At 67.9% G+C, this 12,949-nt stretch carries 11 protein-coding genes; 1 reads left to right on the forward strand and 10 read right to left on the reverse strand.

Annotated elements, in window-relative coordinates:
* Positions 1–178 precede the first annotated feature (178 nt).
* Positions 179–682 carry a DciA family protein gene (locus BKK81_RS17535; protein ID WP_071015580.1) on the forward strand — a complete coding sequence of 168 codons (504 nt, stop codon included), beginning with the start codon at positions 179–181 and terminating at the stop codon, positions 680–682.
* A 124-nt stretch (positions 683–806) separates the two neighbouring features.
* Here BKK81_RS17535 and lpxC read toward each other — a convergent pair whose 3' ends face one another.
* From lpxC to murD, 10 genes are all read right to left on the reverse strand, one after another.
* Entirely contained in the window at positions 807–1,724 is a 918-nt protein-coding gene (gene lpxC, locus BKK81_RS17540; protein WP_071015581.1) for a UDP-3-O-acyl-N-acetylglucosamine deacetylase, read from the reverse strand.
* 161 nt (positions 1,725–1,885) lie between these two features.
* The gene (locus BKK81_RS17545; protein WP_071015583.1) at positions 1,886–2,392 is read right to left on the reverse strand and encodes a peroxiredoxin; all 507 of its coding nucleotides are present in this window, start codon (positions 2,390–2,392) and stop codon (positions 1,886–1,888) included.
* 473 nt (positions 2,393–2,865) lie between these two features.
* Positions 2,866–4,053 (reverse strand): cell division protein FtsZ, encoded by a 1,188-nt coding sequence (ftsZ, locus tag BKK81_RS17550; RefSeq protein ID WP_071015585.1) that lies wholly within the window; start codon positions 4,051–4,053, stop codon positions 2,866–2,868.
* Between the two features lie 136 nt (positions 4,054–4,189).
* Complete coding sequence (ftsA, locus tag BKK81_RS17555; protein WP_071015587.1) at positions 4,190–5,422, reverse strand: cell division protein FtsA; 1,233 nt, start codon at positions 5,420–5,422, stop codon at positions 4,190–4,192.
* Positions 5,419–6,306: a cell division protein FtsQ/DivIB gene (locus BKK81_RS17560; protein ID WP_071015588.1), complete on the reverse strand. Its 888-nt coding sequence runs from the start codon at positions 6,304–6,306 to the stop codon at positions 5,419–5,421. The genes ftsA and BKK81_RS17560 overlap by 4 nt, the downstream gene beginning before the upstream one ends.
* 142 nt (positions 6,307–6,448) lie before the next feature.
* The gene (locus BKK81_RS17565; protein ID WP_071015590.1) at positions 6,449–7,432 is read right to left on the reverse strand and encodes a D-alanine--D-alanine ligase; all 984 of its coding nucleotides are present in this window, start codon (positions 7,430–7,432) and stop codon (positions 6,449–6,451) included.
* Positions 7,429–8,850 (reverse strand): UDP-N-acetylmuramate--L-alanine ligase, encoded by a 1,422-nt coding sequence (murC, locus tag BKK81_RS17570; protein ID WP_071015592.1) that lies wholly within the window; start codon positions 8,848–8,850, stop codon positions 7,429–7,431. Before murC ends, BKK81_RS17565 begins: the two co-directional genes overlap by 4 nt.
* A 12-nt stretch (positions 8,851–8,862) precedes the next feature.
* Positions 8,863–9,933, reverse strand: coding sequence for an undecaprenyldiphospho-muramoylpentapeptide beta-N-acetylglucosaminyltransferase (gene murG, locus BKK81_RS17575; RefSeq protein WP_071015594.1), 1,071 nt, complete (start codon positions 9,931–9,933; stop codon positions 8,863–8,865).
* A gap of 222 nt (positions 9,934–10,155) precedes the next feature.
* A complete protein-coding gene (gene ftsW, locus BKK81_RS17580; RefSeq protein ID WP_071015596.1) occupies positions 10,156–11,397 on the reverse strand; it encodes a putative lipid II flippase FtsW in 1,242 nt (413 codons plus the stop codon).
* The gene (murD, locus tag BKK81_RS17585; RefSeq protein ID WP_071015597.1) at positions 11,394–12,902 is read right to left on the reverse strand and encodes a UDP-N-acetylmuramoyl-L-alanine--D-glutamate ligase; all 1,509 of its coding nucleotides are present in this window, start codon (positions 12,900–12,902) and stop codon (positions 11,394–11,396) included. The genes ftsW and murD overlap by 4 nt, the downstream gene beginning before the upstream one ends.
* Between the last annotated feature and the right edge of the window lie 47 nt (positions 12,903–12,949).

Consider the following 12,949-nt stretch of genomic DNA (forward strand, 5'->3'; position numbering starts at 1 on the left):
CGTTGCTGGCCTCGCACGTCTTCTCGGGTCTTCTCGGGTCTTCTCGTCAGACCGAGTGATGCCACGAACTGAAGAATCAGGACACTAGCTCAGATCGGGGCGCGCCGCCAGGGTTCAAGTGCACCCGCGCCCGTCCCGCCCGCGCCTGGCGAACTGCCGCTCGCGCTAGAATGTACGCATGCGCCTGTTCACCCACCACGCCCTCAAGACACCCGCCGCCAAGCCGCTCCACGACTGGCTGGACAAGGCCGGCCCCGTCTCGGTGCTGATGCGGACCGCACGTGAACTGGCCGACCTGGAGGGCGAGGTGCTGGCGCTGCTCCCCCCCGGCCTGCGGGCCGGCATCGCCGTGGCCGGCGTCAAACGGGACAACCGTGGCAATCCGCAGGAGCAGGCCCTGTTGCTGCTGGCCGCCCACGGCGCGGCCGCGGCGCGGGTACGCCAGATCGTGCCGACGCTGCTGACGCGGCTGCAGGAACGCGGCTCGGCCATCACCACCATCCGCGTGCGGGTCCAGCCCGAGGTCGGGCGCCGCGATGAGTGGGACGCTCCGCCGGTCGCACGGCCGCGCACCGGCCGCATGTCGGCCGCGGGGCTGGCCAGCCTCGGCGAGCTGGCCGGTCAGTTGCCGGCATCGCCGCTGCGCGATGCGCTGCAGACCTTGCTGTCGCATCATCGCTGATCCGCTGCCGGTCCACCGCGCGGCATCGAACCGCCGGCGCCGCCCGCCAGCAAAAAAGGCCGATCGCAGGATCGGCCTTTGTCTTTTGCGAGTTCTGTGTACCGGGACCCGCCCGGCACACGCTTCAGCCGAAGGCCGGCTGCGCCTGCGGCAGGAAGGCGTGCGGCGCATCCTCCACACGATCGAAGGTGACGATCTCGTAGGCCTCCTGGTCCGCCAGCAAGGCCCGCAGCAGCTGGTTGTTCATGCCGTGGCCGGACTTGTGCGCTACATAGGCGCCAATCACCGGATGGCCCACCACGTACAGGTCACCGATCGCATCGAGGATCTTGTGGCGCACGAACTCGTCGCCGTAGCGCAGCTCCTCGTTGTTGAGCATGCGATGTTCGTCCAGCACGATGGCGTTGTCCAGGCTGCCGCCGCGCGCCAGGCCCATCTCGCGCAGGGCCTCGAACTCGTGGGCGAAGCCGAAGGTGCGCGCGCGCGCGATCTCGCGCACGTAGCTGGTATCGGCGAAATCGATGGAGAAGGTCTGACCGGTCTTGTCGACCGCCGGGTGGCGGAAGTCGATGGTGAAGCTCAGCTTGAAGCCAAAATAGGGCTCCAGCCGGGCCAGCTTGTCGCCTTCGCGCACTTCCACCGGCTTCTTGACCCGGATGAAGCGCTTGGCCGCCGGCTGCTCTTCGATGCCGGCCGACTGCAGCAGGAACACGAAGGAGGAGGCGCTGCCGTCCAGGATCGGGATCTCTTCGGCATCGACGTCGACATAGAGGTTGTCGATGCCCAGGCCGGCGCAGGCCGACATCAGGTGCTCGACCGTGGAAACGCGCACACCATCCTTCTGCAGCACCGAGGCCAGGCGCGTGTCGCCGATCGCCATGGCCGAAGCGGGGATTTCCACCGGCTCGGGCAGATCGACGCGGGTGAACACGATGCCGACATCGGCGGCAGCGGGTCTCAGCGTCAGCGTGACCTTGCGCCCCGAGTGCAAACCGATGCCGACCGTCTTCACCAGGGATTTGATGGTGCGCTGTTTGAGCATGACGGCCTCAGTTATTATTAAAATCTATCAACTATTTGATTCAATAAGTAATCTTACCACTGCTTCGCCTCCCGCGCTGCACCATTTTGTTTCGTCGTGTTAGGCGGCTCGGACATGTAGCATATCAGGCACACTCATGTCCTGACCGCCCCGCCGGTGTCTTACCCGCGCAACGCCTCCAGCATGGCCTCAGCGCTGCTGACACGGAACTCGCCCGGTGCTTCCACCTGGAGCACCTTGACCACGCCGTCATCGATCAGCATCGCGTAGCGCTTCGAGCGCACGCCCATGCCGCGCGCATCCAGGTCCTGGTCCAGGCCCAGCGCCCGCGTCCAGTGCGCACTGCCGTCGCCCATCATGCGGACCTTGCCGCCGACCTGTTGCTCACGGCCCCAGGCACCCATCACGAAGGCGTCGTTGACAGACACGCACCAGACCTCGTCGACACCGGCCGCACGCAAGGCCTCGGCCTGCGCCACATAGCCGGGCACGTGCTTGGCCGAACAAGTCGGCGTGAACGCACCCGGGAGTCCGAATACGAGGATCTTGCGGCCGCGCACCAGATCGGACACGGCAAAGGCATTGGGACCGAGGCTGCAGCCTTCGCGCTCGGCGTCCAGGAATTCGGTCAGGGTCGCGTCGGGTACGCGGTCTCCGATGGCAATCATGCGCTCAACTCTGTTCATCAATGTGTGGATCGGAATTGCCGGCGCGACGAGACGGAAAACGGGCGCGCACGACAGCTTTGTCGTGAAGCGACAGTCTGCATCATAGTAGGTCGCTGCTGGCCGCGCTCAAAGCAGCAAGGACGGCATCCCACCTGCGGCGCGGAGCGCATACGCAGGCAATGTGCAGGTCCGGAATGCGCCGCGCGCCGCACCTCTCGGTGCGGCGCGCGGACAGCGGCCCATCCCGGCCAGGAAGGCGGGAAACCGGATCCGGGGAGGCGGCCGTGGCACGCCTGTCCCGGCGACGGGATGGCTCAGGAGGCAGGCTTCAGCACAAGCGGGTGCCGCCGCGCTGGCGAGGCGGGCCAGTACGATCCGGGCCAGGCACGGGCGAGGGAGCGCCTGCGTGCATCGCCGCATCGGATCGCTGGCCAGCCGGCCGGCTGGCGAGCATGCCGCCCTGCCGGGCCGGCTCAGTCAGCCTGCTTGCGCAGGAAGGCCGGGATGTCGTAGGTGTCGACGCCCTTTTCCTGCAGCGCCGCCACGTGAGCCGACGCCGACTCGCGCGAGCTGCGCCACACCGCCGGCGTGTCGAGGCCGCTGTAGTCGGGCGTCTGCGTCACGGTCGGGGCGATGCTGGCCATCATCTGCACCGGCATGTTGTCGGTACCGGTCTTCAGCAGCGTCATCGGCTGCTGCTTCTTCGCCGAGCGGCCCAGGCCGGTCGCCACCACGGTCACGCGCAGTGCGTCGCCCATGGAGTCGTCGTACACCGTGCCGAAGATCACCGTGGCATCTTCCGCCGCGTAGCTGCGGATGGTGTTCATGACTTCCTTGGTCTCCGACAGCTTCAGCGAATGGCTGGCGGTGATGTTGACCAGCACGCCGCGCGCGCCCGACAGGTCCACGCCTTCCAGCAGCGGGCTGGCGACGGCCTGCTCGGCGGCCAGGCGGGCGCGGTCCACGCCGGACACGGTGGCCGTGCCCATCATGGCCTTGCCCTGCTCGCCCATGACCGTCTTGACGTCCTCGAAGTCGACGTTGACCAGGCCATCGACATTGATGATCTCGGCAATGCCGGCCACGGCGTTGTGCAGCACGTCGTCGGCGCACTGGAAGCACTTGTCCATCTCGGCGTCGTCGCCCATCACTTCGAACAGCTTCTCGTTGAGCACGACGATCAGCGAGTCAACGCAGGCCTCGAGCTCGCCCGAGCCGGCTTCGGCGACCTTGGCGCGGCGGGCACCTTCGAACTCGAACGGCTTGCTGACGACACCCACGGTCAGGATGCCCATTTCCTTCGCCACCTGCGCCACGATCGGTGCGGCGCCGGTACCGGTGCCGCCGCCCATGCCGGCAGTGATGAAGACCATGTGCGCGCCGCGCAGGGCATCGGCGATCTGATCGCGCGCCTGCTCGGCGCAGTTGCGGCCGACCTCAGGCTTGGCGCCGGCGCCGAGACCGCTGTTGCCGAGCTGCAGCACGCGCTCCGCCGACGAGCGCTTGAGCGCCTGGGCATCGGTATTCATGCAGATGAACTCCACACCCTGCACGCCGCGGTTGATCATGTGCTGCACGGCGTTGCCGCCCGCGCCGCCCACGCCAACCACCTTGATGATGGTGCCGTCCTGCATTTCCGTTTCGATCATGTCAAAGTCCATCACTGCCTCCAAGAAGAATCAGTCCCCAAACGCTGCGGCCTCCCCGCCGCAGCCCTTGGTTCCTGAACAAGAAACCAAAGATTGAAAAGAAAACTTCTACCTTGCGAACCTGTTGCGTACTGCCGGCCGCGGCAACTCAGAAGTTGCCGACGAACCATTCCTTCATGCGGCCCCATACCTGCTTGACCGAGCCGCTCTGCACGGCGACCTTGCGCCCGCGCATGCGCTGCACGCGCCCTTCGAGCAACAGACCCATCACCGTCGAGTAGCGCGGGCTCTTGACCACCTCGTGCAGGTTGCCGCGATACTCGGGCACACCGACACGCACCGGCTTGAGGAAGATGTCCTCGCCCAGCTCGACCATGCCCGGCATCATCGCCGTGCCACCGGTGATCACCACGCCCGACGACAGCAGTTCTTCATAGCCGGACTCGCGCACCACCTGGTGCACCAGGGAATACAGTTCCTCGATGCGCGGCTCGATCACCGCCGCCAGCGCCTGGCGCGACAGCGTGCGCGTGCCGCGGTCGCCGACGCCCGGCACCTCGATCATGTCGTCCGGATCGGCGATCGCCTGCTTGGCGATGCCGTACTGCATCTTGATGTCCTCGGCATCCGGCGTCGGCGTACGCAGCGCCATCGCGATGTCGTTGGTGATCTGGTCGCCGGCGATGGGAATCACCGCGGTGTGGCGGATCGCCCCTTCGCTGAAGATGGCGATATCGGTGGTGCCGCCGCCGATGTCGACCAGCACCACGCCCAGTTCCTTCTCGTCCTCGGTCAGCACCGCCAGGCTGGAAGCCAGCGGCTGCAGGATCAGGTCGTGCACTTCCAGGCCGCAGCGGCGTACGCACTTGACGATGTTCTGCGCCGCACTGACCGCGCCGGTGACGATGTGCACCTTCACTTCCAGGCGGATGCCGCTCATGCCGATCGGCTCGCGCACATCCTCCTGGCCATCGATGATGAATTCCTGGGTCAGGATGTGCAGGATCTGCTGGTCGGTCGGGATGTTGACCGCCTTGGCCGTCTCGATCACCCGGGCCACGTCCGTCTGCGTGACTTCCTTGTCCTTGATCGCCACCATGCCGCTCGAGTTGAAGCTGCGGATATGGCTGCCGGCGATGCCGGTGAAGACCTCGGAGATCTTGCAGTCGGCCATCAGTTCGGCCTCTTCCAGCGCCCGCTGGATCGACTGCACGGTGGCCTCGATGTTGACCACGACCCCCTTCTTCAGCCCCTTGGACTCGGCCTGGCCCATCCCGATCACTTCGTAGCTGCCGTCGGGGCGCAGTTCCGCGACCACCGCCGCCACCTTCGAGGTGCCGATGTCGAGACCGACCAGGAGGTCCTTGTATTCCTTGCTCATCGCGATTTCTCCGCGTTCTTGCTCTTCAGTCGCGTCGTATTGTTGGGGTTGCTGCTATTGGTAGTGCCCGCCTTCGCCGGCGATGCCTTGGCCTTCGCCGCGGCCGCCACCTGGGCATCGGTCAGGAAGCGGATATTGGCGGCACGGATGGCAAAACCGTTGGGATAGCGCAGGTCGGCGTACTCGACCTGCTTGCCCCACTGCCTGGTGACCTCCGGCCACGCCGCCACGAAACGCTTGACGCGCTGCTCCATGGCGGCGCGATCCTCTTCGTTCTGCTCGCGCCCCAGCTCCACCACCATGCCGTTGGAGAGCTTGGCGCGCCAGGCATAGCGGGCGGACAGCGACACCGCGAGCGGCTCGGCCTGCAGCGGCTTGAACCACTCGCGCATGGTCTCCAGCTTCTCGACCACGTCTTCCTCGCTGTCGGTCGGGCCTTCCAGCGCCAGCAGCTGGGCATCCTCCTCTGCCTCGGCCGTGTTGGCCACGAAGACTTCGCCGTAGGTATTGATCAGCCTGCCGCTGTCGGCGCCGCCCCAGGTACCGAGCGCCTCGTGCTCCTCGACCTCGACCGCCAGGCCGTTGGGCCATTCGCGGCGCACGCTGGCGCGGCGCACCCAGGGCACCGACTCGAACACCTGGCGCGCCGCGTTCAGGTCCAGCGTGAAGAAGTTTCCGTTCAGCTTGCCCAGGGCGTTGGTGCGCACGCTGGGCGCGTTGACGTGGCGCAGCACCGCGCCGTCCAGACCGCTCACGTCGACATGGGTGATGGCGAACACCGGCCGCTGGGCCAGCCACAGCAGGCCGGCCGCGAGCGCCATCAGCGCCACCAGCACATAGAGCGTGGAAGCGATCAGGTTGAGCAGGCGTGCGTTGTGCCACATGTCAGGTGTCGGTCAGATTCGGTCAGATTCGGTCAGGTGTTGGTCGGCTGTCGTTGCTCGGTCCGTTTGCGTCGCGCGGCTTCGGTTCCAGTCATATCGGCTTCGTCTGCGCGCCGCCGTCCGCCGGCCGGCGCCCCCTGCCCTACTCGGGCTTCCAGTGTTCGTTCGGTTGCAGGTCCAGCGTCGCCGCGGCCAGCACCTGCATGACGAAGTCCTCGTAGCTGATGCCCGCGGCACGCGCCGCCATCGGCACCAGCGAATGGCCGGTCATGCCCGGCGAGGTGTTCATCTCCAGCAGGAAGGGCTTGCCGTCGGCGCGCAGCATCACGTCGGCACGCGCCCAGCCGCGGCAACCCAGCACGCGGTAGGCATTGACCGCCAGGTCCTGCACTTCGCGCTCGAGCGCCTCCGGCAGGCCCGACGGGCACAGGTATTGGGTATCGTCAGTAAAGTACTTATTTTGATAGTCGTAGTTGGCGCCGGGCGCGACGATGCGGATGACCGGCAGCGCCGCGGCGTCATCGCCCTCCCCTACCAGCGGGCAGGTCAGCTCCGCGCCATCGATGAAGGTCTCGGCGATGACATCGCGGTCGAGCGCCGCCGCCTTCTCGTAGGCCTCGCGCATCTGCGCCGCGTCGGTCACCTTGGTCAGGCCGATCGACGAACCCTCGCGCGCCGGCTTGACGATCAGCGGCAGCCCCAGCTCGGCCACCACGGCGGTGAAGTCGGAGCCGGCCTGCAGCATGGCGAAGCGCGGCGTCGGCAGGCCGTGGGTCATCCACAGCCGCTTGGTGGCCTGCTTGTCCATCGACAAGGCCGAGGCCAGCACGCCGCTGCCCGTATAGGGAATGCCGAGCTGCTCGAGCAGGCCCTGCATGGTGCCGTCCTCGCCGTAACGGCCGTGCAGCGCGATGAAGACGCGGTCGAATCCCGCCGCGGCCAGCTCGGCCACGCCCTGCACGGCCGGATCGAAGGCATGGGCATCCACGCCGCGCGACTGCAACGCCGCCAGCACGCCGCGGCCGGACATCAGCGATACCTCGCGTTCGGCCGAGCGGCCGCCGAACAGCACGCCGACCTTGCCAAGGGAGCGGGGATCGATCTGGGGATGGGCGACGAAGCTCATGCCTGGCCTCCTGCCGGCTGCTGGCGCGATACCACCTGGCCCGGCACGGCGCCGATCGAACCGGCGCCCATGGTGATCACGACATCGCCGGGACGCGCCGCGCCCAGGATGGCGGCCGGCATCTCCTCGATGTGCTCGACGAAGACTGGCTCGACCTTGGCTGCCACGCGCAGCGCGCGGGTCAGGGCGCGCCCGTCGGCCGCCACCACGGGGGCCTCGCCGGCCGCGTAGACTTCGGCCAGCAGCAGCGCGTCGACGCTGCCCAGCACCTTGACGAAGTCCTCGAAGCAGTCGCGCGTGCGCGTATAGCGGTGGGGCTGGAAGGCCAGCACCAGGCGGCGGCCCGGGAAGGCACCGCGTGCCGCCGCCAGGGTCGCCGCCATCTCGACCGGATGGTGGCCGTAGTCGTCGACCAGCGTGAAGGTGCCGGTGCCGTCGGCCGTGGCCACTTCTCCGTAGCGCTGGAAGCGCCGGCCCACGCCGTGGAACTCGCGCAGCGCCTTCACGATGGCGGCGTCAGGCACCTCCAGCTCGGTGGCGATGGCGATCGCGGCCAGCGCGTTCTGCACGTTGTGCAGGCCCGGCAGGTTCAGCACCACCTCGAGCGGTGGCTCGGCATGGCCGTTGAGCTGGCGCAGCACGGTGAAGTGCATCTGCCCGTCGACCGCGCGCGCGTCGACCGCCCGCACCTGCGCATCCTCGGCGAAGCCGTAGCGCACGATGGGCTTGGAGACGAAGGGCAGGATCTCGCGCACATTGGGATCGTCCACGCACAGCACGGCGATGCCATAGAAGGGCAGCCGTTGCGTGAACTCGATGAAAGCCTGCTTCAGGCGCGCGAAGTCATGGCCGTAGGTGGCCATGTGATCGGCATCGATATTGGTGATGACTTCCATCACCGGGAACAGGTTCAGGAAGGAAGCATCGGACTCGTCGGCCTCGGCGACGATGAAGTCGCCGGTGCCCAGGCGCGCGTTGGCGCCGGCCGAATTCAGACGGCCGCCGATGACGAAGGTGGGATCGAGGCCGCCCTCGGCCAGCACCGAGGCGACCAGGCTGGTGGTGGTGGTCTTGCCGTGCGTGCCGGCGATGGCCACGCCCTGCTTCAGGCGCATCAGCTCGGCCAGCATGACGGCGCGCGGCACCACCGGGATGCGGCGCGCGCGCGCGGCGATCACTTCCGGATTGTCGTCGCCCACGGCGGTGGAGATCACCACCGCATTGACGCCGTCGACATTGGCCGCATCATGGCCGTGCATCACCTTGGCGCCGAGCGAACTCAGGCGCTGCGTGGCAGCGTTGCTGCCCATGTCGGAACCGGAGACCTTGTAGCCCAGGTTCAGCAGGACCTCGGCGATGCCGCTCATGCCGGCGCCGCCGATGCCCACGAAGTGAATGTTCTTGACGATATGCTTCATGAATCCATTGCTTCAATGCCTGGCCATGCCGGCGCAGACCTCGGCCACGCGCCGGGTCGCATCCGGCTTGGCCAGGCCGCGCGCCAGGCGCGCCATGTCTTTCAGTTGCGGCCGCTGCAGGCCGGCGAGCGTGCGCGCCAGCCCCTCGGGGTTCAGGTCTTGCTGCTGGACCAGCAGGGCCGCGCCCTGCCGCGAGAGGAATTCCGCGTTGGTGGTCTGGTGGTCGTCCACGGCATGCGGGAACGGTACGAACAGCGCCGCCACGCCCGCCGCCGCGACTTCCGATACGGTCATTGCGCCCGAGCGGCAGATCACCAGGTCTGCCTCGTCGTAGGCTCGTGCCATGTCGTCGATGAAGGGCACGGTCTCGGCCTCGACGCCTGCCGCCGCGTAATTCGCGCGCAGGGTGTCGATCTGCTTGACGCCGGCCTGGTGCGTCACGCGCGGCCGCTCGGCCGCCGGCAGCAGCGCCAGCGCCTTGGGCACCACCTCGTTGAGGGCGGCCGCGCCCAGGCTGCCGCCCACCACCAGCACGCGCAGCGGACCGGTGCGCTGCGCATAGCGCGCCTCGGGTGCCGGCAGGCCGGCCACCTCCGCGCGTACCGGATTGCCGGTCCACTCGGCCCCGGGCAGTGCCCCGGGGAAAGCGCACAGCACACGGTCCGCCACCTTGGCCAGCACCTTGTTGGCCAGGCCGGCAATCGAATTCTGCTCGTGCAGCACCAGCGGCCGGCCGATCAGCGCCGCCATCATGCCCGCGGGGAAGGTGATATAGCCGCCCATGCCCAGCACCACGTCCGGGCGTACCCGGCGCAGCGCACCCAGGCTCTGCCAGAAGGCGCGCAGCAGGTTCAGCGGCAGCAGCAGCTTGGTCACCAGGCCCTTGCCACGCAGGCCGCCGAACTGCACGAACTCCATCGGGATATCGTGCTTCGGCACCAGCGTCGCCTCCATGCCGGTACGGTTGCCCAGCCAGACCACGCGCCAGCCCTGCTCGCGCAGCGTGCGTGCGACCGCCAGCCCGGGGAAGACGTGCCCCCCGGTGCCGCCGGCCATGACCAGGAGGGTGCGCTGCGCGCTCATACCTTCCCTCCGCGCATCGCAACGAGGTTTTGGTTACGGCCGCTGCGCTTAACTTCCTGCTCACGCAGGAAGTTAGCCTCCACCGAAACCGTGTATTGCTGCGCTCCGGTCATACCTTCCCTCCGCGCATCGCAACGAGGTTTTGGCTACGGCCGCTGCGCTTAACTTCCTGCTCACGCAGGAAGTTAGCCTCCACCGAAACCGTGTATTGCCGCGCTCCGGTCATACCTTCCCTCCGCGCATCAATACACGGTTTTCATAATCAATGCGCAGCAGGATCGCGAGCGCCACGCAGTTCATCAGGATGCCCGAGCCGCCGTAGCTGACCAGCGGCAGCGTCAAGCCCTTGGTCGGCAGCAGGCCGAGGTTCACGCCCATATTGATGAAGGTCTGCCAGCCGACCCACACGCCGATGCCCTTGGCCACCAGGCCGGCAAAGGTGCGGTCGAGCTGCAGCGCGGTGCGGCCGATGCCGAAGGCGCGCCGCACCAGCCAGTAGAACAGCACGATCACCACCAGCACGCCGATGAAACCGAATTCCTCGCCGATGACGGCGAGGATGAAGTCTGTGTGGGCTTCGGGCAGGTAGTGCAGCTTCTCGATGCTGCCGCCCAGTCCGACGCCGGCCCATTCGCCGCGCCCGAAGGCGATCAGCGAGTGGGTGAGCTGGTAGGCCTTGCCCAGCGCGTTGCTCTCTTCCCATGGGTTCAGGTAGGCAAAGATCCGCTCGCGCCGCCAGGGTGAAGCCGTGATCAGCAGCGCGAAGGCGCCGATCGCCACGCCGACCAGGCCGGCGAACAGCTTGCCGTTGATCCCGCCCAGGAAAAGGATGGCCATCGCCACCGCGGCCACCACGAGGAAGGCCCCCATGTCCGGCTCCAGCAGCAGCAGCATGCCCACCACGACCACCGCCACTCCCATCGGCAGGAAGCCCTTGGCGACGGTCTGCATCCACTCCTGTTTGCGCACGGTGTAGTTGGCCGCGTACAGCACCACCGCCAGCTTCATCAGCTCGGAGGGCTGGAAGTTCATCACGCCCAGCGGGATCCAGCGACGCGCGCCATTGACGCCCTTGCCGACGTGGGGGATCAGCACCACCACCAGCAGCAGCAGGGCGAGGATGAAGAGCTTGGGCGCGTAGCGGTCCCACACCTTGACCGGGATCTGGAAGGCGACGAGGCCGCACGACAGGCCGATGAACAGCGCGAAGGCGTGGCGGAGCAGGAAGTGGCCCTCGCCGTAGTTGGCATAGCGCGGCGCATCGGGCAGCGCGATCGAGGCCGAGTAGACCATCACCAGGCCGAAGGCGAGCAGCACGATCGACACCCACAGCAGGGGCTGATCGTATTCCATCATGCGCGAGCGCGTCGGCTTGACGCCGGATACCGCGTCACGCAGGCCACCCCAGGCATTGCCGATGGTGGCGCCGATGAAGCCGCTGCGCTTGACCTGCGAATCGCTCATGGCATGATCCCCCGGGACAGGGCGAGTTCCTCCACCGCAGCGCGGAACACCTCGGCGCGGTGCACGTAGTTGCGGAACATGTCGAGGCTGGCACAGGCGGGCGACAGCAGCACGGCGTCGCCCGGCTGGGCCAGGCGCGCGGCCAGCGTGACCGCCTCTTCCAGCGTGCCGGCGTCGACCAGCTGCGCGCCGCTCTCCTCCAGCGCCGCGCGCAATTCACCGGCGGCGCGCCCGATCAGCACCACCGCACGCGCGTACTGCGCGACCGGCGCCGCCAGCGGCGAGAAATCCTGCCCCTTGCCCTCGCCGCCCGCGATCAGCACCACGCGCTTGTCCAGCCCGGACAAGGCGGCCACGGTGGCGCCGACATTGGTGCCCTTGCTGTCGTCGAAGTACTCGACTTCGTCCAGCGTCATCATGTGCTCGACACGATGCGGTTCGCCCTGGTACTCGCGCAGCCCGTGCAGCAGGGCATTGAGCGGCAGGCCGATGGCGCGGCACAGTGCCAGCGCGGCCATCGCATTGGTGGCATTGTGCAGGCCGCGGATCTGCAGCGCGTCCACGGGCATCAGGCGCTTGTGGCGCACCGGCAGCGCCTCCTCCGGCGCGCCCGCGGCGGACTTGCGGCGACGCGGCCTGGACTCCTCGGCCTCGCTGTCGGCCTCCGCCAGCACCAGCCAGGGCATGCCGCCCTCGCGCAGGATGCCGTAGCTGCCGGCCGTCTCGGGCAGGTCGGTGCCGAAGCTGACCGGCACCGAGCCGGGCCGTGCCATCGCCATGGTCACGCGGTCATTGCGGTTCAGCACCTGCACGCAATGTCCCGAGGTGCCGAAGATGCGGGCCTTGGCGGCGGCATAGGCCTCCATGCTGCCGTGCCAGTCGAGGTGGTCCTGCGTCACGTTGAGCACGGTGGCCGCGTGCGGCGCCAGCGTGTGGGTGGTCTCGAGCTGGAAGCTGGAGAGCTCCAGCACCCAGACTTCGGGCAGCGCCCCGGCGGCGATGCAGGCGGCCAGCTTGTCGAGCGCGGAAGGACTGATATTGCCGGCCACGGCCACGCTCTTGCCGGCGCGCTCGGCCAGACGGCCGGTCAGCGCGGTGGTGGTGGTCTTGCCGTTGGTGCCGGTGATGGCGATCACGCTCGGGGTATAGCCGGTGTCGGCCTGCAACTGCACCAGGGCGCGGGCGAACAGCTCGATCTCGCCCCACACCGGGATGCCGCGCGCGCGCGCCGCCGCCAGCAGAGCGGCCGTGCCGGCCTCGTTCGGCGACAGGCCGGGGCTGATCGCCACCAGGCCGATGCCGTCGAGCAGCGTCTCGCCGAAAGCGCCACCGACGAACTCGGCGCCGGTCAGCTCGGCTTGCAGGAAGACAAGGTTGGCGGGCGCCTCGCGCGTGTCGGCCACGCGCACGGCGCAGCCGTGGCGGCCGCACCAGCGCGCCATCGCCAGGCCCGATTCGCCCAGGCCCAGTACCAGCACATGAGGTTGTTGCAACTCGCCGAACACTTTGTTTCCCTGCCTTCGTTCCTGTTGACTACCTGAATTTCCGTCCC

Source organism: Cupriavidus sp. USMAHM13, from assembly GCF_001854285.1.
GTDB lineage: Bacteria > Pseudomonadota > Gammaproteobacteria > Burkholderiales > Burkholderiaceae > Cupriavidus > Cupriavidus malaysiensis.